General features: G+C 62.4%; 16 protein-coding genes. 3 read left to right on the top strand and 13 right to left on the bottom strand.

All coding sequences use genetic code 11. The features are described 5' to 3' along the window. Positions 1-22 precede the first annotated feature (22 nt). The 4 genes from HDE77_RS08790 to HDE77_RS08775 form a co-directional block, all read right to left on the bottom strand. Positions 23-490: a hypothetical protein gene (locus HDE77_RS08790; RefSeq protein WP_184416804.1), complete on the bottom strand. Its 468-nt coding sequence runs from the start codon at positions 488-490 to the stop codon at positions 23-25. Next, positions 487-1,035, bottom strand: a complete 549-nt coding sequence (locus HDE77_RS08785) for a sigma-70 family RNA polymerase sigma factor (RefSeq protein ID WP_184416803.1) — start codon at positions 1,033-1,035, stop codon at positions 487-489. Before HDE77_RS08785 ends, HDE77_RS08790 begins: the two co-directional genes overlap by 4 nt. Positions 1,036-1,192: 157 nt before the next feature. After that, positions 1,193-2,989, bottom strand: coding sequence for a phosphoenolpyruvate carboxykinase (GTP) (locus HDE77_RS08780; protein WP_184416802.1), 1,797 nt, complete (start codon positions 2,987-2,989; stop codon positions 1,193-1,195). 124 nt (positions 2,990-3,113) lie between these two features. Further along, positions 3,114-3,692, bottom strand: a complete 579-nt coding sequence (locus HDE77_RS08775) for a TetR/AcrR family transcriptional regulator (RefSeq protein WP_184416801.1) — start codon at positions 3,690-3,692, stop codon at positions 3,114-3,116. Positions 3,693-3,862: 170 nt separating this feature from the next. On the opposite strand from HDE77_RS08775, the gene HDE77_RS08770 reads away from it, so the two are divergent. From HDE77_RS08770 to HDE77_RS08760, 3 genes are read left to right on the top strand one after another with little or no spacing between them, the layout of a single operon-like run. After that, positions 3,863-4,762, top strand: coding sequence for an alpha/beta hydrolase (locus HDE77_RS08770; protein ID WP_255482615.1), 900 nt, complete (start codon positions 3,863-3,865; stop codon positions 4,760-4,762). A 12-nt stretch (positions 4,763-4,774) separates the two neighbouring features. Further along, complete coding sequence (locus tag HDE77_RS08765) at positions 4,775-7,243, top strand: acyl-CoA dehydrogenase (RefSeq protein WP_184416799.1); 2,469 nt, start codon at positions 4,775-4,777, stop codon at positions 7,241-7,243. A 58-nt stretch (positions 7,244-7,301) separates the two neighbouring features. Then, a complete protein-coding gene (locus tag HDE77_RS08760; protein WP_184416798.1) occupies positions 7,302-7,775 on the top strand; it encodes a hotdog fold domain-containing protein in 474 nt (157 codons plus the stop codon). A 32-nt stretch (positions 7,776-7,807) separates the two neighbouring features. Here HDE77_RS08760 and HDE77_RS08755 read toward each other — a convergent pair whose 3' ends face one another. From HDE77_RS08755 to HDE77_RS08715, 9 genes are all read right to left on the bottom strand, one after another. Further along, positions 7,808-8,800, bottom strand: a complete 993-nt coding sequence (locus HDE77_RS08755; RefSeq protein ID WP_184416797.1) for a diguanylate cyclase — start codon at positions 8,798-8,800, stop codon at positions 7,808-7,810. 5 nt (positions 8,801-8,805) lie between these two features. Next, a complete protein-coding gene (locus tag HDE77_RS08750) occupies positions 8,806-9,372 on the bottom strand; it encodes a chemotaxis protein CheB (RefSeq protein ID WP_184416793.1) in 567 nt (188 codons plus the stop codon). Then, a complete protein-coding gene (locus tag HDE77_RS08745; protein WP_184416792.1) occupies positions 9,359-10,228 on the bottom strand; it encodes a protein-glutamate O-methyltransferase CheR in 870 nt (289 codons plus the stop codon). The genes HDE77_RS08750 and HDE77_RS08745 overlap by 14 nt, the downstream gene beginning before the upstream one ends. A 5-nt stretch (positions 10,229-10,233) precedes the next feature. Beyond that, positions 10,234-13,878, bottom strand: a complete 3,645-nt coding sequence (locus tag HDE77_RS08740) for a response regulator (RefSeq protein ID WP_184416791.1) — start codon at positions 13,876-13,878, stop codon at positions 10,234-10,236. A 112-nt stretch (positions 13,879-13,990) separates the two neighbouring features. Beyond that, positions 13,991-14,890 (bottom strand): type II CAAX endopeptidase family protein, encoded by a 900-nt coding sequence (locus HDE77_RS08735; RefSeq protein WP_184416790.1) that lies wholly within the window; start codon positions 14,888-14,890, stop codon positions 13,991-13,993. Positions 14,891-15,280: 390 nt separating this feature from the next. After that, positions 15,281-16,882, bottom strand: coding sequence for a peptide chain release factor 3 (locus HDE77_RS08730; protein WP_184416789.1), 1,602 nt, complete (start codon positions 16,880-16,882; stop codon positions 15,281-15,283). 182 nt (positions 16,883-17,064) lie between these two features. Then, the gene (locus HDE77_RS08725) at positions 17,065-17,535 is read right to left on the bottom strand and encodes a hypothetical protein (RefSeq protein WP_184416788.1); all 471 of its coding nucleotides are present in this window, start codon (positions 17,533-17,535) and stop codon (positions 17,065-17,067) included. A gap of 192 nt (positions 17,536-17,727) precedes the next feature. Continuing rightward, positions 17,728-19,857 (bottom strand): elongation factor G, encoded by a 2,130-nt coding sequence (gene fusA / locus HDE77_RS08720; protein ID WP_184416787.1) that lies wholly within the window; start codon positions 19,855-19,857, stop codon positions 17,728-17,730. 309 nt (positions 19,858-20,166) lie between these two features. Next, on the bottom strand, positions 20,167-21,336 hold the full coding sequence (locus HDE77_RS08715; protein ID WP_184416786.1) for an acyl-CoA desaturase: 1,170 nt from the start codon (positions 21,334-21,336) through the stop codon (positions 20,167-20,169). Between the last annotated feature and the right edge of the window lie 127 nt (positions 21,337-21,463).

The raw sequence follows: 21,463 nt of genomic DNA, 5'->3' as shown, positions 1-21,463 counted from the left end.
TTCATGGTCATTCCTCGGGTGCTCAACCGGCCTCGTGGGCCAGTTGGCGAAGTTGCGTCTGTTGATGTTCGGTGCGATCCAGCAGGCGCTGCAACGCGGGCGAGTTTGGTGCTTGCTGGATCGCCTGTTGCAGTTCCATGCGGGCGGCATCCAGCTCGATGGCGGCGCCGGCAAACCGCGGATCGGCAGGCTTCCAGGTGGCCGGAATCGCCGACGTGTTGGCTGGCTGCACGCTGGCGATCGCAGGTGTCACTGCGGCGTGCTGAGGGCGCAGGTACCAGCTGATGCCGACGGCCAGCAGGGCCGAAGCCGCAAGGCTGGCAGCAATCAGCCAGCGACGAGGGCGCGTCGATTGGCGATCCGGCAGCGACAGGGTGAGGGGCTGCTCAGCGTCCCCCAGAGCGGCGTTGATCGAGTCCCACAGATCACGCTGCGGGGCGAGCGGCTGGCGCAGGCCTTGCATTTGACGGCGCCATTCGAATTCGTTCATGCCTGTTCTCCCAAAATTTTGCGCAGCAGGCCACGGGCGCGGTGCAGCTGAGCCTTCGAGGTGCCCACCGCCATGCCCAGTTCGCTGCCGATTTCATCGTGCTTCCAGCCTTCGATGTCGTGCAGTACCAGCACGGCACGGGCGCGCGGCGGCAGCGACGCGATCGCTTGCTCCAGCTCCCTGCGCTCGGCGGCACAGAACGGTGTCTCGCCGTTGTCCGGCAGGTGTTCGTCGTCCAGCACGCTGACCGGATCGGCACCACGGGCACGGATGTCCATCAGCGCCACATTCACCGCGAGCCGATACAGCCAGGTACCGAAGGCGCTTTCGTGACGAAAGCTGGGCAGCTTCTGCCACGCGCGGATGAACGCCTCCTGGGTCAGATCCTCAGCGCGGGCGTGGTCATAACCGGCGAGCCGGAACACCGCACCATGCACCCGGCCCACGTGCAGCCGATACAACCGCTGGAACGCATCGCGATTGCCAGCGGCGGCCGCACGTACGTCATCGGTGCTATGGGCTCCTGCGGTCGCAGCAGGCGACATGGGGCTTCCGGATTCTGGACAGGCGGCGATCATCTTGCCAGCTTGGATGCATCAGCGCGCGGAAGGGTTTGGATCTTCCGCGGCTTCGGTGTCAATGGCCGGTCGGTGATCGGGTCAGCTCAGTCTGATCGGATCAGCCGGATCAAGAGCAAGCCAATCAGGATGCGCTGGCCTCGCGGCGCGGCTGGCCGCTGGCCCCGGCGAGCGCCTTGGCCACGCGTTGCTGTTCCTGGTGCAGGCGCTCGGGCAGACGCGGTGCGAAGGTTTCCAGGTACTCGCCGATGGCGGCGAGTTCGCTCTGCCAGGCGAGGGTATCTACGTCGAGCAGTTCGTCGAGCTGGGCACGCTCGAGCTTGAGCCCGTGCAGTTTGAGTTCACCGGCCGCGGGCACCGTGCCGATGGGCGTCTCCAGACCGCTGACGCGACCATCGACGCGATCCAGCATCCACTCCAGTACGCGCAGGTTGTCGCCAAAGCCCGGCCACAGAAATTTGCCGTCCTTGCCCTTGCGGAACCAGTTCACGTGGAAAATATTCGGCAGCTTCGCGCCGGGCTGGTCGAACGAAAGCCAATGGGCGAAATAGTCGCCGTAGTGATAGCCGCAGAACGGCTTCATCGCCATCGAGTCGCGACGCAGCACACCAACTGCGCCAGTGGCAGCGGCGGTGGTTTCCGAACCCATCGCAGCGCCCATCAGCACGCCATGCGTCCAGTCACGTGCTTCCATCACCAGCGGCAACAGCGACGGACGCCGACCGCCGAACACGATGGCGCTGATCGGCACGCCCTGCGCATCCTCGGCGCGCTCCGACCAAGTCGGGCACTGCCTGGCGCTTACGGTGAAGCGCGAGTTTGGATGTGCTGCCGGGCCATTCGCCGGATCGTACGGGCGACCCTGCCAGTCGGTTACGGGGGTGCCGGGAAGGCCTTCCCACCACGGCTGGTTGTCGGCGGTCACGGCGACATTGGTGAAGATGGTGTCGTGCGAAATGCTCTCGAGCGCGTTTGCGTTGGTCGCGTTGCTGGTGCCCGGCGCCACGCCAAAGAAACCGGCTTCGGGGTTGATCGCATACAGACGGCCATCCGCGCCCGGGCGCATCCAGCAGATGTCGTCGCCGACCGTCCATACCTTCCAGCCGTCCTCGCGGTAGCCTTCCGGTGGAATCAGCATGGCGAGATTGGTCTTGCCGCAGGCGGACGGGAACGCGGCGGCGACGTAGTGCGTCTCGCCCTGCGGGTTCTCGATGCCGACGATCAACATGTGCTCGGCCAACCAGCCTTCACTACGGGCCTGGTGGCTGGCAATCCGCAGCGCGTGACACTTCTTGCCCAGCAAGGCATTGCCGCCGTACCCGGAGCCGTACGACTTGATCATGAGCTCTTCGGGGAAATGCATGATGAAGCGGCGCTCGGGATCGAGCTCGCCGGTGGAGTGCAGGCCTTTGATGAACGGACTGCCGGAGAGGCCTTCGCGCTCGATGCGCTCCAGCGCGGGCGTGCCCATGCGGGTCATGATGCGCATGTTCGCGACCACGTACGGGCTGTCGGTGATTTCAACGCCGCAGCGCGACAGCGGTGAATCGATCGGGCCCATGCAGTACGGAATCACGTACATGGTGCGACCCTGCATGCAGCCGTCGAACAGCGCGTCCATCTTCGCGTGTGCTTCGCTCGGATCCATCCAGTGGTTGTTGGGGCCGGTGTCGTCTTGTTGCGGATGGCAGACCAGGGTGAGGTGTTCCACCCGCGCCACATCGGACGGGTTCGAGCGGTGCAGGTAGCAGCCCGGGTGGGTCTGCTGGTTGAGCTCGATCAGGTCGCCGGTCTGCAGCATCTGCTGCACCAGCGACTGGTATTCGGCGTCCGATCCGTCGCACCAGTGAATCTGCGCGGGGCGGGTCAGAGCCGCCACGTCGTTCACCCAGCGATCGAGTGCATCCAGCTTGCTTACCATCGTTCTCTCTCTGGTCTTGCCGTAAAAAAGAGCTGGAACGGTAGTTTGCAGACACTGGCATTGCAAGGTTGCGCGCAGCAAAAACAGTCTGCTGCAGGCACCGTATGAGCGGCTGAAGAGCCGCTCAGCCGGGGATCAGGGTCGCGATCATGTGTTCCACGTAGGCTTCGAATTCCTCGTGGTTGATCCGCGGCAGACCCAGCGTGAAGTTCAGCTGCAGGAAGCCGACGTACGCGGCATAAGTCAGCCGTGCGCGATTGAGCGCCTGCGGCGGCGGCAGGCCGGCCTCACGAAACGCGGTCGTCAGGAACTCCATCCGCCGTTGCGACACGCGGGCCATCACCGGGACGACTTGTGGATGGTCCAGCGCCTTCAACAGTGCGGCATACACGCGATGCGGCTGCAGCTCGTGCGCAACCCGGCGGAATAGCTCAGGCAGGCGCTTGCGCGGATCGCTGATCTGTTCGATCTGACTGATGATCTCGCGCTCGCCATATTGCTCCCAGCGCTCCAGCGCGGCGTTCAGCAGCGCTTCGCGGGTGCGAAAGTGCCAGTAGAAGCTGCCCTTGGTCACGCCGAGCTGGCGCGCCAATGCTTCCACGGCCAGTGCGCCGACGCCTTGTTCGGCAATCAGGTGCAGGGCGGCGATTTCCCAGTCTTCGGCTGACAGACGGGTGCGTTCAGGCTTGCTGCTGACATTCATGCGCGTATGGTAGCGATACCCCGCGACTTTGTAATGTGAGGACGTTAGATAATTGAAATAAATGGATATTCGCCGTCGCAAAGAGATTCGCGACTTGCATCTGTTGACGGCGCTTGCTCAGACCGTCCATACTCATCCGTATGGTAGATGCGACTCACACCCACGCTGAATTGAGCCGTTTCCGTGTGGCCGACCTGGGGTTGGCCGTGGAAACGCGCCATCCAGCTGGCAGCCCAACGCTGTTGTTCGCGCACGGATTCGGACAGACGCGCGGCGCCTGGAACGGTGCGGCGACGGCGCTGGCCGAGCAGGGGTGTCGTTGCGTGACGTTCGACAGCCGCGGCCATGGCGAAAGCGATCGCATGCCCGGTGGCGCGGACTCCGGTAATGGTTACCACATGGATCAGTTTGCCGACGACCTGTTGCGGCTGGCCGCTGCCCAACCGCAGCCGCCGATCCTGGTGGGTGCGTCGATGGGCGGTTTGCTCGGCATCGTGCTCGCTGGCGACGCGCGCCCGGTGCCGTTCCGCGCACTGGTGCTGGTCGACATCACGCCGCGCTGGGAAACCGCCGGAGTGGAGCGCATTCTCGCCTTCATGCAGGCCCATCCAGACGGTTTTGCCAATTACGCCGAGGCTTCCGAGCAGATCGCCGCCTACCTCCCGCAGCGGCGCGAGCGCAAGAGTGAGGAACAATTGCGTCCCTTGTTGCGCGAAGGTGCTGATGGTCGGCTGCGCTGGCACTGGGATCCGGCTTTGCTGGCTGGTGATCTGGTGCAGGAGAGCGCGCGCTATCAGCCGCTCCTGCAGACGGCCGCGGCGAAGATCGATATACCCGTGCTGCTGTTGTCAGGCGCGCGTAGCGATGTGGTGTCACGCGCCACAGTGGATGAATTCCTGCAAATGGTGCCGCATGCGCAGCATGTGGAGTTGCCGCACGCCACCCATATGGTGGCCGGTGATGCGAATGATGCGTTTACGCGCGAAGTTATCCGCTTCGTGCAAAGTCTGGACAGGTCAAGTCTGGATCCGTCAGTGGAACGGCCGCGTGCCGACGCTGTTCAACCGTGATGAGGTGCTGAGATGTCCGTGATACTGACCCTGTTGGCGGCGCTGATTGCCACCGGTGCCTGCGCCTACCACCGAAGCACTTTGCTTACCTGGGCCATCGTTACTGCGGTGACCACGTTGCTGGTTGGTCTGGTGGTCGGTGCGCCGTGGACGCTGTTGATCCTGCTGATCATCGAGGCGGCGATCGCCGTGCCGCTGCTGATGGTGGACTTTCGGCGGCGGCAGATCAGTGCGCCGTTGCTGAAATTGTTCGCCAAGGTGACGCCGAAACTATCCGAGACCGAACAGACCGCGCTGGAAGCGGGCACGGTCGGTTTCGAGGGTGAGCTGTTCTCCGGCAAGCCGAACTGGCACGAACTGCTGAAGCAGCCGAAGCCCGAGCTGAGCGTGGAGGAGCAGGCGTTTCTCGATGGCCCGGTGGAAGAACTGTGCAGCATGATCGACGACTGGGAGATCACCCACGAACTGGCCGATCTGCCGCCGAACGTGTGGGAGTTCATCAAGAAGAACAAATTCTTCGGCATGATCATCCCCAAGCGCTACAACGGGCTGGAATTTTCCGCGCTGGCGCATTCGGCGGTACTGCAGAAGCTGGCGTCGATGTCGGCCACGGTGTCATCGACCGTCGCCGTGCCGAACTCGCTCGGGCCGGCGGAACTCCTGCTGCACTACGGTAGCGAGGAGCAGAAGAATTACTACTTGCCGCGGCTGGCCGTGGGTGAGGAAATCCCGTGCTTCGCGCTGACCGGTCCGTATGCCGGCTCCGATGCCACTTCGATTCCCGACTTCGGCATTGTGTGCAAGCAAACTGTCGATGGCGTGGAAACCGTGGGCATCAAGCTTACGTTCGACAAGCGGTACATCACACTGGCACCGATCGCCACGGTGATTGGTCTGGCGTTCCGCATGTACGACCCCGAGCATTTGCTGGGTGAAAAAGAAGACCTCGGCATCACCCTGGCACTGCTGCCGCGATCAACTCCGGGGCTGCAGATCGGTCGCCGGCACTTCCCGTTGAACGTGCCGTTCCAGAATGGCCCGGTCCACGGCAAGGACATGTTCGTGCCGCTGTCCACCTTGATCGGCGGTCCGCATATGGCCGGCCACGGCTGGCGCATGCTGGTCGAGTGTCTATCGGTGGGCCGTGCGATTTCGCTGCCATCGAGCGCCACGGGTGGCGTGCGTGCGGCCGTCGCGTCCGTCGGATCGTATGCGCGTATGCGCAAGCAATTTGGTCTCGCGATCGCCCGCTTCGAAGGCGTCGAAGAGGCGCTGGCACGTATCGGTGGACTGACCTACGCAACCGCGGCGCTGTCACGTGCCACGGCAGCGGCCGTGGATCGCGGCGAAAAGCCGGCGGTACCGTCGGCGATCGCGAAATACCACGCCACCGAATGGGGCCGGCAGATTGCCGGCGACGCGATGGACGTGCTGGGTGGCAAGGCCGTGCAGCTCGGTCCGAAAAACTATGCCGGCCGTGCGTGGCAAGGCGTGCCGATCGCCATCACCGTGGAGGGCGCGAACATCATGACGCGCAGCCTGATGATCTTCGGTCAGGGCGCCATCCGCTGCCATCCGTACGTGTTGAAGGAAATGCAGTCGCTGGCGATCGTCGATCGCCGCGAGCAGTTGCGCACCTTCGATCGTCTGCTGTTTGGCCATCTGGGCTTCGGTATTTCGAATGCCGTGCGCAGCTTCGTACTCGGCCTCACCGGTTCGCATATCGGCGAGAGTGCAGGGGATGCCTATACCCGTCGCTATTACCGCAAGCTCGATCGCTACTCTGCCGCGCTGGCGCTGTGTTCGGACGTATTCATGGGTGTGCTCGGCGGCAAGCTGAAGTTCAAGGAGAAGCTGTCCGCCCGTCTCGGTGACGTGCTGAGCTATCTGTATATCGCCAGCGCGATGCTCAAACGCTACGAGGACACCGGCCGACCGGAAGCGGATCGCCCGCTGCTGGCATGGGCGTTCCATCAGTGCGTGTGGAATATGCAGATGGCGCTGGATGGTGCGATCCGCAATTTCCCGGTGCGCCCAGTGTCGTGGTTGCTGCGCATCCTGGTGTTTCCGTTTGGTCGTCGGGAAGTGCCGCCATCCGATCGTCTGGGCCGCCGCGTGGCTGCCTTGATCACGGCACCCAGCGAAGCGCGCGATCGCTTGCTGGAATGGGTGTACCTGACACCGACGGCGAATAACACGATGGGCCGCATGCATGCGCTGTTGCCCGAGGTGATCCTCGCCGAACCGGTCGACCGCAAGTTTGCGAAGGCGCAGAAGAGCGGCCAGTTCAAGTCACACGATTACATGGATCAGCTGGCCGAGGCGGAGCAGGCCGGCGTGATCAACGCTATCGAAGCGGCGCTGCTCAAACGCGTGCGCGAGGGCGTGTTCGAGTTCATCTCGGTGGATGATTTCGAGCCGGATGAACTGCGTTCGGCGGTGACGCGTGCCGATCTGAAGAAACTGGCTGACGCGGCGTAATGCGTTTCATCGGATGCCATCAGGAAGGCGGCAGGCGCGGCACGCTCAGGGATACCCGGTGAGTGCGCCGTTGCTGTCGATGTATCGGCGCATCACGCGCTGGCCAGGCGGTCACGGGCTGTTCTCGCGCGCGGTTTGCTTCAGGGCGCCGTATTTCGCCACCATCGCGCCACGTTTCGTGGCGCTGGAACCGGGGCGCTGCGAGGTTCGCATGCGCGATCGTCGGCGCGTGCACAACCATATAGGCACCGTGCATGCCATCGCGTTGTGCAATCTTGCCGAACTCAGTGCGGGTGTGATGGCGGAGGCAACTCTGCCGGCAGACATGCGCTGGATTCCCAAGGGCATGATCGTCGAATACCTGAGCAAGGCGACAGGCAGCATGCATGCGGTAGCCACGCCCGACGCGCCCGTGGTGGCGTCGGACACGGGGCACGAATGGCCGGTGGTGGTGCTGGTCACCGATTCGGCGGGGAAAGCGGTTTTCCGTGCACGTATCGCGATGTGGGTGTCACTGCGCAAGCAAGCCTGAGCAACAGCAGTCGCGCTCTGTGGAGCGCGGGCTCAGCTTGCCAGCACGCAACAATTCTTGCCGCTGCGCTTGGCTTCGTACATGGCGCGGTCAGCGGCGTGGATCAGTAGCTCTTCGACGTCAGGGCGATCGCTGGGCACGTACGGCGCGACGCCGATGCTGGCGCCAATGCGAACTTCGATGGAACAGCCGTTGACGACCAGCGAGTAGGGCTCGCCAAGCAGCGCGCACAACTTCTGGCAGAGCTGCAACGCCAGCGGCTGATCGTTTATTTCTTCCAGGATCAGCGCGAACTCGTCACCACCCAGTCGCGCTACAGTGTCGTTGCCGCGAAGCTGCGCCGACAGGCGTGCAGCAATCTGTTGCAGCAGGGCGTCGCCGGCGGCATGGCCATGGGTATCGTTGACATTCTTGAAGCCGTCAATGTCGATGCAGGCGAGTGCGAACAGTCCGTGATGGCGATGCGCACGCTGGATCGCACCGTACAGGCGATCACGAAACAGCATGCGATTGGGCAGGCCGGTCAGCGTGTCGTGACTGGCCTGATGGCGTACCAGTGCCTCGACACGCTCGCGTTCGGCGATTTCAACGGTAAGTTGCCGATTGCGCTCCGACAGCGCGGCCATTGCCTGTTGCAGTTCGGCACGGGCCGCATGCAACTCAAGAAACACGCGTACCTTCGACTGCAGGATCACATCGTTGATTGGTTTGGCGATGTAATCCACTGCGCCCGAGCGATAGCCCTTGAGCTTGTTCAGATCATCGGCATAGGCGGCGGTGACGAAGATGATCGGCGTCTCACGCAGCTGCTCGGTTTCTCCAAGCAGAGCGGCTACCTCAAAGCCATCCATGTCAGGCATGTTGACGTCGAGCAGGATCAGCGCGAACTGATGATCCAGGCACAGCGCCAATGCCTGGTTGCCGCTGGTTGCCTCAAAGAGCTGCGCGCCGCAGTTCACGAGCAGCCGGCGCATCGCAACCAGGTTGGCGGAAGTATCGTCAACGACCAGGATTTTAGGGAGCATCGCGTTCATGTCAGGCAGAGACGGTTGAGCAATGGAGCGATCTCCTCCAGCGGCAGACAGTAGTCGGTGCCGGCGGTATCCAGCGCCGCCTGCGGCATCGCCGCTGCTTTGGCGCTGGTGGGTGTCTGTATCACGGCGATGCCGCCGCGGGAACGGATCTGCACCAGGCCATCGGCACCATCGCGGTTTGCACCAGTTAACACCACGCCGATCAATGCCGCGTGATAGACGTCCGCCGCAGACTCGAACAGCACGTCGATGGATGGCCGCGAAAAGCACACCCTTTCGTCCACCGACAATGCAAAGTGTCGATCGTGTTCCAGCAGTAGATGGTACCCACCGGGAGCCACATGTACGGTGTTGCCGCTGGCCGGTCCACGCTCACGCGCTTCGACGACTGGCAATGTCGAATGGCTGGCGAGCAACTCGCACATGGCTTCGACATTGCCGGCGGTGTGGCAGCACACCAGCACCACTTGCGGCAAGCGCGGGTCGAGTGCGGCAAGCAAGATCTTGAGCGCGTCGAAGCCGCCCATCGAACAGCCGATCGCGATCGCTTCAGGGCGATTCATCGCGGTTTCCCGATGTTGGTTGGCTGGATCGCCGGTACAACCGCAGTTTGGGATCGACGGCAGTGAAATCGACCGCGACCGGAGCGAAATCCAGTGTTTCGCGCAATCCCAGACAGAGGTGGCCGCCGCGCACCAGGCTGTCGCGGAACAGCGTCAGCGTGCGGTTCTGCAGCGGGTTCGAAAAGTAGATCAGCACGTTGCGGCACAGCACCAGATGCGCTTCGCAGAACACCTTGTCGACCACGAGATTGTGATTGGCGAACGTGATGTTGCGGCGCAGTCGTTCGTGCAGCCTGATGAAATCGTAGCGGGCGCTGTAGTAGCTGGCCAGCGACAGGCTGCCGCCGGCTTCCAGATAATTGCGTGACCACTGCTGCGCATCCTTTGCTGGGTAGATGCCTTCGCGCGCACGCTGCAGGGCATCGGGATTGAAGTCGGTGGCGAAGATGTGGCTGCGTTCGTACAGGCCTTCCTCTTCCAGCAGAATCGCCAGCGAATAGGCTTCCTGGCCGTGCGCGCAGCCCGCCTGCCAAATGTTGATCTGTGGATAAGAGGCCAGTATCGGTAGCACCTGTTCGCGCAGCGCGCGGAACACTGCCGGATCGCGAAACATTTCCGAGACCGGTACCGACAGTCCTTGCACCACCTGGATCACAAAATCCGGCTCGTGCAGCAGCTGCGCCGTGAGGGCGCTGATGCTGCTGCAATGATGATCATGCACCAGCTGGCGCACACGTCGCATCAGCGAAGCCCGCGCGTACTGGCTGAAGTCATGGCCGTGCCGGCGTTTGAGCGCCTCCACGAACAGGTCCAGCTCAAGCTGTTCCAGTTCGGTGTCTGGCGGTGGAGTCGACATGGCTATCAGCGCTGCAGCCAGACCCGGATCATCGACGACAGCTTGTCGATATCGATGGGTTTGGACAAGTAATCGCTGGCACCTACTTCCAGGCATTTCTCGCGATCGCCGCGCATTGCCTTGGCGGTCAGCGCAATGATCGGAAGCGTAACGAACTGTGGCTGTGCGCGGATCGCGCGGATGGTCTCGTAGCCGTCCATCACCGGCATCATGATGTCCATCAACACCAGCTCCGCCGTGCCGTCATCTGCCAGCACCTTCAGCGCCTTCTGGCCATCCTGTGCCACGCTCACCACCAATCCCCAACTGCGCAGCACCTTGGACAGTGCAAACAGATTGCGCATGTCGTCGTCCACCAGCAATACCTTGCGGCCAGCCAGTTCGCTCGCAGAGTGCGTGGCGCCGCCGCCCACAGAACGCCGCCGCGCATGCTGGACGCTGTGCAGGAACAGGCTGACCTCGTCGAGCAGGCGCTCCGGCGAACGTGCGCCCTTGACCACGATGGAATCGGTGTACTGGCGCAGCAATAGGTTCTCCTCGCGGCTCAGGTCGCGCCCGGAGTACACCACTACCGGCGGCACGCCGCCGGGAGCCTTGGACAATTGCTCAAGCAGTTCCAGTCCGGACATGCCCGGCAAACCCAGGTCGAGCACGATGCAGTCGTAGTGGGTGTCCGCCGTTTTCTCCAGCGCCTCCTCTGCCGAGCCTGCTTCGTCAATCAATACGTTGTCCGCGCGTAGCATGGTGCGCACCGCAGTGCGCGAATCGGCTTCATCATCCACGATCAGCAGATGCCGCTGATGCCCCTCAGCGAAATGCAGCAAGCGTTCGAATGCGGTACTGATCGACTCGCGACTGACCGGCTTGGTGAGAAAGCCGACCGCCCCCTGTTCAAGCCCGCGCGTGGCATCGTCGGTGGCGGAAATGAAATGCACCGGAATCGCCCTTGTGGCGGCATCGGCTTTCAGCTTTTCCATCACCGTCCAGCCGTCCATGGTCGGCAGCATCACGTCCAGCAGGATGCCGGTGGGGTGATGCTCGCGAGCCAGCTGCAAACCTGATTCGCCATTGTTCGCCGCCAGTGCGCGATAACCCTTGCGGTGGATCATGTCGATCAGGATCCGCGCGAACGGCGGGTCATCCTCGATCACCAGGATCGTGATCTGACCGGGCTGTAGCGAGCGGCGATCATCGTCAATGGCATCCGGCAGCAGGTGAGCCGACAAGGGTCGCGCGGGCGCCGGCGTCTCCGCACGTGGCGCACTTTCCGCGCGCTCGGCCGGGGGCGTTTCGGGCAACAGTACGGAAAAGCTGCTGCCGCGGCCGCTTTCGCTGTGCAGAACAATGTCGCCGCCCAGCAGCATGCTCATTCGCCGCGAAATCGCCAGGCCCAGTCCGGTGCCACCGAACTGTCGGCTAGTGCCGGCATCGACCTGTTCGAACGCATTGAAGATGTTGCGGAACTTGTCGGCCGGAATACCGATGCCCGTGTCGCTCACCGTCATCGCGATCAGCGGCCGATCGGTCAGTGTGGCGGGAATCAGAACGTCGTTGCCCGGACGGCCGATGCGCACGGCAACGGCGCCCTGCGCGGTGAACTTGAACGCGTTGCTGAGCAGGTTGTTGGCGATCTGCTCGAGTTTGGCGCTGTCGGTACGCAGGATCGTCGGCAGGCCGGGCTCGATCTCGACCATGAAGCCCAGGCCCTTTTTCTCGGCGACATGTGAAAACGTACGCTGAAGACGGCGCTGCAGGTCAGCCAGCGGCAACTCGTCGATGAGCAGTTCCATCTTGCCCGCCTCGATCTTGGAAAGATCGAGGATGTCGTTGATCAGATGCAGCAGGCTGGTGCCGGCATCGTTGATGATCCGCGCCGATTCGATCTGTTCCTCGTCGAGGTTGCCACTGTCATTGTCGGCCAGACTGCGCGACAGGATCAGCAGGCTGTTCAGCGGCGTGCGCAGTTCATGCGACATGTTGGCGAGAAAATCGGATTTGTACTGACTGGCCCGCGCCAGTTCATCGGCCTTGTCCGCCGTGTCCCGCTGCAGATCTTCCAGTACGTGCTTCTGCCGGTTGAGGGTGTCGGTCTTCTCGCGCAATTCCTCGTTGGAGGCCAGTAGTTCCTCGGCCTGTACGCGCAGTTCCTCCTCCGAAGCGATCAGCTGTTCGGACTGCTCTTCAAGCTCGGCGGTCTTGGCCTGCAACGTATCATTGTTGTCGCGCAACACCTCTTTCTGCTGCCGCATCACCAGTTCGGATACGCGCAGTTCGTCAGCCTGCTCCTTTGTGCGCTCCAGCAGATCCTGCGTGTCGATCGCGCGGTTGAGGTTCTCGAGGGTCAGCGCCACGATCGGCAGCAGCTCATCCAGCAGCAGCAATTGCAGTGGCGTGAGCGCACTGAAGCCGGCCAGTTCCAGTACGCCGATCAGGCAGCCGCGATAGAGCACCGGCAGGATCGCGATGCTGCGGGGCGCGGCTTCGCCGCTGCCGGAATCGATGTGCACGTAATTTTCGGGCAGGTTGTCGAGGAAGATCGGCTTGCGGTCGGTCGCGCATTGGCCAACCAGTCCCTCGCCCGGCATGTAGTAATCCGTCGAACGATTGTCCAGGCGCAGGCCGTAGCTACCCAGCAGGTCCAGCCGCAGGCGCGTGTCGTCATAAGAGTAAAACAGGCCGACGCCGCCCTTGAACAGCGGTACCAGCTCGCCAACCAGCCACTGTCCGAACTCGCGATGGGTGGTCGCTTGCTGCAGCCGGTGGGATACCGTGGCAACCTGGGTCTTGAGCCAGGTCTGATCCTGGGTATCCATCACCATCTGCTTGAATACCTGCAAGCCCCGTGCGATCTCGCCGATCTCGTCGCGTCGGCCCAGCCGGGTCACCACGACGGAGGTGTCACTCGCCGCCACGCGGTTCATCAGGTCGGTGATCTGCCGCAACGGAGAGGTGACCAGCCGTCGGGTCATTCTGATCGCGTACATGCCGAATAGCAGCGCGGCTAGCGCTGCGATCGCGTTGCCGATGCGCAGCGCACGGAGCGTGCTGTCCATCACGTGGTTGCGGGTGGTGAGCAGCGACTGCTCGGTGTCGGTCATCTGCGCGAGCACGGCGTTGATGTCAGGTGCGCGTGACGCGCTGTGAGCCAGGTAGTCATCGCGGATGCGAATGCGTTGCGCCAGTGCTTGCGCCGGGTCGGTTTGCGGCTGGCCGCCCAGGGGCGTGATCACGCCGGCGCCGATCTCCTTCTCCCATTGGGTGACCAGCGCTAGCAGGCGATCGATGCGTACCTGCTGAAGCGGGTTATCAAGCGTGAGTGTTCGCAACCTGTCCGTAGTTTGCGCGAACTGCTGCTTGCCGTTCTCGAACGCCGTCAGCTCGGCGGGACCTGGCGAGAGGACGTAGCCGCGCACGCTGATCACGCTGGTCTGGTAGGCCTGTCGGGCCTCGTCGATGGTCAGCAATACCTGGTAGGTGTGCTGCACCCATCGGCTTGTCTGTTGCTGCAATCGCAACGCGTTGAACGTGCCCAGGCTGGCGAGCAGGACCAGGGCCAGCAGTGGACAGATCGCCATCAGGATCTTGTAGCGGCCTGGCAGATTGGCCAGCCAGGAATGTTGCTTCATTGCTTGCGTCTTGGGCATGCTCATTTCACCGTGTGCCGTGAGGAAGTACCACTGCACCCATTCCAAACTGCACGGGCGGGCAAACTGGAGCCAGAGTAGCTGCCAGCATGCTACGTGGGTAGCGATGCCGCCGTGATCAGCGCCACCATCTCGGTGGCACGATGCTGCCGCGGCGTAACGCGGCGACGAGCAACGCCAGCGTGACCAGCGAGCAGGCCAGCAAGGCCACCACCGAAGCCTCGGCACCAAACACACCACCGCTCAGCCAGTCCGGGCCGGTGCGGTTGGAGATCAGCCAGCCCTTGCTGGCGCCGCCGGACACCGGAATGCCGTAGACGGTGCCCTGCATGATGTTCCACCCCGCATGCAGGCCGATGCAGGCCCACAGCGAACGGGTGAGATGATAAATCATGGCCAGCAGCAGGCCCGCTTCGATCGCGATGGCGGCCGAACTCCACAGCGTGGCGCCGGGATTGAAAATGTGCGCACCACCGAAAAAAAGCGCCGAGATCAGCAGCGCCCACCAAGTGCCGAGTCCTTCCTCAACGATGCGGAAAATCACGCCGCGCGCAATGATTTCCTCGCCGATTCCCGCGCCGATGCCGGCCACCAGCACGCTCGGCAGCCAATCCACCTGCGGGTCGGTGCCGGTGATGTGGTAACTGCCGGCCAGGTAAAGCACGCCGACCACTACGCTGAACAGCAAAGCACCGCTGAGGAAGCCGACGAGGCCATAGGTTGGAATGGCACGCAGCGACAGTTCGCGCATGCGCCGCCGCTCGATCAGGCGGACCAGGATCGCGTAGCCGAGCAGCGTCGGCACCAGTTGCAGGCTCAGTGTCGCCAGCGCGTGGTGCAGCGGATCGGCCGCCTTCGCCGTCCAGCGCAGCGCGACGACGGCCGCATGCGTGACGAAGCTGAAGCCGATCAACATCGCTGCAAAGAAAATGATGCGGGCCGCGGGCGAGAGCACCAGCCAGCGCTGCCAGCTCGGCGCATCCGTTGGCGTGACAAAGGCGATTTGTTCGTTCGGCATGGTGTCCCCTGAAGTTGTGCGCAGATTAGCAGTGCTGCTTCCCAGCCATGCAGATCACCGAAAAACAATCCGGGCAGCTCTTCAGTTCGTCATTCCAGCGCAGGCCGGACCAGCGCAAAGCGCCAAGAACGCTCGAAGAGCGGCCCCGAACGGGCGGGCGCAGAGAGTAATCAGGTGCCTTGTGAGGGTGGCGGAGAGTTTGGGGTCAGCGAGGTAGGTTGGGGTGAGCGTAGCGATGCCCAACTTGGGGTTGCCTGGTGCTTCGAGGTGGGGGTGTTGGGCATCGCTGCGCTCACCCCAACCTACGACTGGATCCCTGCTGACGATTCGAGGTGAGGTGGGCGCTCGCCAAGTGAGCTCAGCGAGGCCGCAGCACCAACCAAGGTAGCCTTAAACCGGCACCGACGCCGCGTGCTCGCGGGTATTCGAGAAGCGCACCTGTGGCCAGCGTTCCTGCGCCAATTGCAGGTTCACTCGTGTCGGCGCGATGTAAACCAGCTCACCCGCGCCATCGATCGCAAGGTTCATCGCGTTCTTCTCGCGGAATTCCGCGAGCTTCTTATCGTCGTCGCAATGCACCCAACGCGCGGTGGTCACCGTCACTGGTTCGAAGCTGGCGTCGACGTTGTATTCGTCCTTGAGGCGATACGCGACCACGTCGAACTGCAGCACGCCGACCGCGCCGAGGATCAGGTCGTTGCTCATCAGCGGGCGGAAGAACTGAGTGGCCCCTTCCTCAGACAGCTGCGCCAGGCCCTTCTGCAGCGCCTTCATCTTCAGCGGATCGCGCAGCCGCGCACGACGGAACAATTCCGGCGCGAAGTTCGGGATGCCGGTGAAGTTGATTGCCTCACCTTCGGTGAATGTATCGCCGATGGTGATGGTGCCGTGGTTGTGCAGGCCGATCACGTCGCCCGGGTAGGCGGTCTCGACGATCTCGCGGTCGCTCGCCATGAAGGTCAGGGCGTTCGCGATGCGGATGTCCTTCCCGGTGCGCGTCTGGATCATCTTCATGCCGGCGTTGTAGGTGCCCGAGCAGACACGCATGAACGCGACGCGATCGCGATGTGCAGGGTCCATGTTCGCCTGGATCTTGAACACGAAACCGGTCAGCTTTTCTTCTTCCGGCTGTACCTCACGGGACAGCGTGCCGCGCGGGCGCGGCGACGGCGCGTTCTCGACGAAAAAGTCCAGCAGCAGCTGCACACCGAAGTTGTTCACGGCGGAACCGAAGAACACCGGCGTCTGCCGACCGGCCAGGTATTCGTCCATGTCGAAAGCCGGCGCGGCGCCCTGTACCAGCTCTAGCTCGTCGCGCAGTTCGCGCATCGCTTCGTCGCCGATTTTCTCCAGCAGGCCGGGTGCGTCGAGGCCCTTGAAGATGGTCGAATCCTGCCGGGTGAAGTTCTTGCCTTGCTCGAAAATGTGCACTTCATCGAGCAGCAGGTGATAGACACCTTTCAACCGCTTGCCCATGCCGATCGGCCAGGTCAGCGGCGCGCAGGCGATGCCGAGCACGGACTCCACTTCGTCCAGCAACTCGATCGGTGCGCGGCCTTCGCGGTCGAGCTTGTTGATGAAGGTCATGATCGGCGTGTCGCGCAGGCGGCATACCTCCATCAGCTTGATCGTGCGCTCTTCCACGCCCTTGGCGCAGTCGATCACCATCAGCGCCGAGTCCACCGCGGTCAGCACGCGATAGGTATCCTCCGAGAAGTCCGCGTGGCCCGGGGTGTCGAGCAGATTGACGATCTTGCCTTCGTACGGAAACTGCATCACCGACGACGTCACCGAGATGCCGCGCTCCTTCTCCAGCGCCATCCAGTCCGACGTTGCATGCCGCGCCGCCTTGCGCCCCTTCACCGAGCCGGCCATCTGGATCGCGCCGCCGAACAACAGCAACTTTTCAGTCAACGTGGTCTTGCCCGCGTCAGGATGGCTGACGATGGCGAAGGTGCGGCGACGACGGGTTTCTTGCAGATGGGTGGACATACGGGCAGGTCAGCTGGAGCGCGAACCGTCAATTGTAGCTCGGATCGGTTGGCTGATCCTCTGTATGACCCTCACTCCTGAAGCTTCCCGGCCACTGGCTGGCTACGGAGGACGTCGATTGGTCCGTAAGAAATGTCCGCTGGCGAAAGTGGACGCTCCAAGGTCGAAAGCTACCCAGACGCTTAGGCTCCCCGTTGATCGAGGACGGATGCATCCATCGTTGCATCACGCGTTGCATGGACCTTGATCCATAGCGCCGAAGCGAAGACCAACCAAAGTGCAACGCCGTGATTCATTAAATCGATGACGTTCGAGGTAAAGCCCTGCCGCTCGCCGTCTGACCAATGGTGCCAGTGATGGAAGAGCCCAAAGAGAAGAAATAACGTGCCAAGAATCAGGGATGGCAAGCGCCAAGCTTTGGACCGCTTAGCGACGACAAAGACGTATACGGGCATGAGTGAAATGACCCAGAACACATAGAGAAATGCCCTGGCCGCCTGTGGACCAGGATCGCCAGCAAGCGAAAGGAAACCGTTGTTCTCGTAGATGCTAAAAAGAATCGCGGCCGAGAACGAGAAGACCTTCACCAAAAGAAGAAGCACCCATCCGATAGCCACCTGCGTGGTGATATACCGCTCTTCCTGCTGTTCCATATCGACCCCCTGTGATATTTGAACTGCCTAAATTTCGTTTGTACTTGTTGTCTGCCGCAAGTCGCAAACGGACATTGACAGCATATGACGTCTTTTTAAATAGTGATCTGCAAAAAAAGAACCCGGGGATCGCTCCCCGGGTTCCTTTGCTTTATCGCTGGCCGATGAAGCCAGAGCGATGTCAGAAGCGGATTACTTCGCTTCTTTTTCCATCAGCTTCGCGACCATGCTGGCCGGCACTTCTTCGTAGTGATCGAAGATCATGGTGAAGTTGCCGCGGCCGCTGGTGGCCGAGCGCAGGAAGTTGATGTAGCCGAACATTTCGGACAGCGGCACGAAGCCCTGCACGAAGGCCGACATACCCTTGTGGCCCTGGTCGGAGATGCTGCCGCGACGACGGTTGATGTCGCCGATCACGTCGCCGAGGTAGGTCGCTTCGGTGACCACTTCCAGGCTCATGATCGGCTCGAGCAGCTTCGGCTTGGACAGCTTCTGCGCCTCGCGGAAACAGGCACGACCCGCGATTTCAAAGGCCAGCGCCGAGGAGTCGACGTCGTGGTACTTGCCGTCGATCAGGCGTGCCTTGAAGTCCAGCACTTCGTAGCCGGCGACCTGGCCCTGGCGCGATTCGACTTCGATCGCGTGCTGAATGGCCGGGATATATTCGCGCGGGATGCGGCCGCCGACCACTTCGTCGGAGAACACCACGCCCGAACCGGACTCGCCCGGCTCGAAGATGATCTTCACTTCGGCGAACTGGCCCGAACCACCGGACTGCTTCTTGTGCGTGTAGGTGTGCTCGACGGTCTGGCCGAACGCCTCGCGGAAGCTGACCTTGGGCTTGCCCATGCTCGCGTCCACGCCCAGCTCGGTGCGCATGCGGTCGATGGTGATTTCAAGATGCAGCTCACCCATGCCCTTGAGCACGGTCTGGCCGGTTTCCTTGTCCACTTCCATGCGCAGCGACGGATCGGCCTTGACCATCTTGTAGAGCGCGGTGGACATCTTGTCGACGTCGTTGCGGGTCTTCGGCTCGACCGACACGCTGATCACCGGATCCGGGAAGCGCATGCGCTCCAGCAGGGCCGGATGCGCCGGGTCGGACAGCGAGTCGCCTGTCTCGGTGTCCTTCATCGAGACGAACGCGCAGATGTCGCCGGCGCGCACTTCATCGATTTCCTTGGCGGCATTGGCGTGGATTTCGACGATGCGGCCCACGCGCTCTTTCTTGCCACGGGTGACGTTCTGCAGCGTGTCGCCCTTCTTGATCACGCCGGAGTAGACGCGGCAGAAGGTCAGCGTGCCGAACTGGTCGTTGATGACCTTGAACGCCAGCGCGCGCGCCGGTGCGTCGTCGGACACGACCTGCTCGCCGATGACGTTGCCGTCCTCGTCGACCATCGAAATACCACCGTTCTCGCCCGGGTAAGGCAGGTAATCGACCACGGCGTCCAGCAACTGCTGCACGCCCTTGTTCTTGTATGACGAGCCGCACAGCACCGGCACCAGCGCACCGGTGACGGTGCCCTCGCGGATGCAGCGCTTGAGCACGGCCGGGTCAAATTCGCCGGTGTTGATCAGGTGCTCGAACGCGTTGTCGTCCAGAGCCAGCGCGGTTTCCAGCATTTCTTCGCGCAGCTTCGGCAGGTTTGCGATCCACTCGTTGTCGACCGTGGAACCAAACGTCAGACGACCCTTCAGATCGGCCAGCGGCACGGTTTCCCAGGTGCTGTCCTTGTCGTCGGAGGCCCAGATGTAGCCCACGCCGGCGACCAGGTCGGCCATGCCGCAGAACTCGTCGCTGCTGCCCAGCGGAATCTGGCACAGCAGTGCGTTCGCGCCGAGGCGCTCACGGATACCCTTGACGCAATGGCCGAAGCTGGCGCCGATGCGGTCCATCTTGTTGACGTAGCAGATGCGAGGCACGTTGTACTGGTCGGCCAGGCGCCAGTTGGTCTCGGTCTGCGGTTCCACACCGGCCACGCCGTCGAACACCACCACGGCGCCGTCGAGCACGCGCAGCGAACGGTTCACCTCGATGGTGAAGTCCACGTGTCCCGGGGTGTCGATCACGTTGATCTGGTAACCCTTCCACTCGGTGGACACGGCCGCCGACTGGATGGTGATGCCGCGCTTGCGCTCCTGCTCGAGGTAATCGGTCGTGGTCGAACCCTTGCCGTCCTTGGTGTCGTGCACGTCGATGATCTGGTGCTTCTTGCCGGTGTAATACAGCACACGCTCGGTGGTGGTGGTCTTGCCCGCATCGATATGCGCAATGATGCCGATGTTGCGATAAAGGGAGAGAGGTTTCAGTCGGGCCACGTTCTGGATTCCGGTAAGAGTCGTTGGATAAAGGCAAGCGGGGCAGCGCCAGGCTGTCCCAGGGAAAATTCAACGCGTTTGTAGTCAAGGCGTCTGCAAGATGGGGGCGGATTGCGCCGACTCCAGGCAAAACGAGCTTTGGGTGCGTCAAACCCGTTATTGTAGCTGGAATCGATGGCAATGCCGTAATGGCGGTTCAGCCGATCGCCACGGCTCCCTCGGGCGCCATATACGGGCTCTAGGAATGGCCGCTCGCGGCGGTTTGAGCGGGGTTTCCCCACAACTCTCCGCGACATCATGCGATCACGTTCAGGTTTGCGGTATTGGTTTCAGCGCCAGCGATGCCGGCGCGGGATCCGGCCGACCCATCCGCCGCAGCCAGCGGTAGTGCGAGGCGATTCCGGCGCTAAATGAACGATTCGTGTGATATGGCACGTCGTATTCGCGGCAGGTCGCCTCTACCACGGGCGCAATGGTCGGGTAGTGGACGTGGGAAATGCGCGGAAACAAGTGGTGCTCGATCTGGAAGTTCAGGCCGCCGACCAGCCAGGTGATCACCCGGCTGTCGCGCGCAAAGTTGACCGTGGTTTCCAGCTGGTGAATCGCCCATGGCTTGTCGATGCGCCCCGGCTCGCTCGGCGACGGGAACGCGGCTTCTTCCACGGCATGCGCCAGCTGGAACACCATCGCCAACAGCACGCCCGCAACCATCGCGACCACGGAGTAGTAAAGCACGACGGTACCGATCGAATGGAAGGCCAGCGGCAGGCCGAACGCGAGCGTAAAGAACACCAGCTTGCCGAGCACGAAAACCACCAGGTCCTTACCGCGCGGTCGCGGAAACCGGCGCTTGCCGATAGTGCCGGTGATGATGTCGTGGAAGTCGTCATGCAGATGCCAGCTCACCGCCGTCAGGCCGTACAGCAGCCACATGTAAAGGTGCTGCCAGCGATGGTGCCGGTAGCGCTTCTGCATCGGAGCAAACCGTGCAAGCACTCCGAGGCTGATGTCGCTGTCGTGGCCGTCGATGTTGACGTAGGTGTGATGGTAGTGCGCGTGCTTCCAATGCCAGATGTACGAGCTGCCCCCCACCAGGTCCAGCGTCCTGGCCATCCAGTTGTTGATCCAGCGGTGCTCCGAATACGCCTGATGGCCGGCATCGTGCTGGATGTTGAAGCCGATCTGCGCGACCGCGCTGCCAAGCACCGCGCTGAGCAACAGGCCCTGCCACCACGTCGCGGCGAAAAACACCAGCAAGACGTAGGAGGCAGCGAAGGTGGCCAGGATGATCGCCGACTTCAGATACATCCGCGCGCTGTCGCGTTGTTTGTGCCCGCTGCGCCTGAAATGTTCCTCGACCCGCCGCCGCAGCTCACGCTGAAACGTATTGTCACCGTTGAACTTCAGCCGATCCGCAGACACGTCCACAGGTGAGGCTCGAACGGTCTCTGCCGTTCGGTGGATCGACTCAGGTGACATGCAATGAACTCACGAAAAGAGGTTCATGGTAGTCGATGCACTGATAAGTGCCTGTATACATCGTGTCAGGGCAGCACTAATGCTCTGGATGAGCTGCCAGCATGGCCTCGCAGGAGCACTGGCAAAG

The sequence above is a fragment of the Rhodanobacter sp. MP7CTX1 genome (assembly GCF_014205795.1).
Lineage (GTDB): Bacteria > Pseudomonadota > Gammaproteobacteria > Xanthomonadales > Rhodanobacteraceae > Rhodanobacter.
This window is presented reverse-complemented; position numbering and strand designations above follow the sequence as displayed.

What these genes read in the sequence shown, in the direction of transcription:
- HDE77_RS08750 (WP_184416793.1), bottom strand. Translation starts at nt 9,372, where the DNA reads ATGAATCGCCCTGAAGCGATCGCGATCGGCTGTTCGATGGGCGGCTTC.
- HDE77_RS08725 (WP_184416788.1), bottom strand. Translation starts at nt 17,535, where the DNA reads ATGGAACAGCAGGAAGAGCGGTATATCACCACGCAGGTGGCTATCGGA.
- HDE77_RS08780 (WP_184416802.1), bottom strand. Translation starts at nt 2,989, where the DNA reads ATGGTAAGCAAGCTGGATGCACTCGATCGCTGGGTGAACGACGTGGCG.
- HDE77_RS08740 (WP_184416791.1), bottom strand. Translation starts at nt 13,878, where the DNA reads ATGAGCATGCCCAAGACGCAAGCAATGAAGCAACATTCCTGGCTGGCC.
- HDE77_RS08715 (WP_184416786.1), bottom strand. Translation starts at nt 21,336, where the DNA reads ATGTCACCTGAGTCGATCCACCGAACGGCAGAGACCGTTCGAGCCTCA.
- HDE77_RS08785 (WP_184416803.1), bottom strand. Translation starts at nt 1,035, where the DNA reads ATGTCGCCTGCTGCGACCGCAGGAGCCCATAGCACCGATGACGTACGT.
- HDE77_RS08735 (WP_184416790.1), bottom strand. Translation starts at nt 14,890, where the DNA reads ATGCCGAACGAACAAATCGCCTTTGTCACGCCAACGGATGCGCCGAGC.
- HDE77_RS08730 (WP_184416789.1), bottom strand. Translation starts at nt 16,882, where the DNA reads ATGTCCACCCATCTGCAAGAAACCCGTCGTCGCCGCACCTTCGCCATC.
- HDE77_RS08765 (WP_184416799.1), top strand. Translation starts at nt 4,775, where the DNA reads ATGTCCGTGATACTGACCCTGTTGGCGGCGCTGATTGCCACCGGTGCC.
- HDE77_RS08790 (WP_184416804.1), bottom strand. Translation starts at nt 490, where the DNA reads ATGAACGAATTCGAATGGCGCCGTCAAATGCAAGGCCTGCGCCAGCCG.
- HDE77_RS08745 (WP_184416792.1), bottom strand. Translation starts at nt 10,228, where the DNA reads ATGTCGACTCCACCGCCAGACACCGAACTGGAACAGCTTGAGCTGGAC.
- HDE77_RS08775 (WP_184416801.1), bottom strand. Translation starts at nt 3,692, where the DNA reads ATGAATGTCAGCAGCAAGCCTGAACGCACCCGTCTGTCAGCCGAAGAC.
- HDE77_RS08755 (WP_184416797.1), bottom strand. Translation starts at nt 8,800, where the DNA reads ATGCTCCCTAAAATCCTGGTCGTTGACGATACTTCCGCCAACCTGGTT.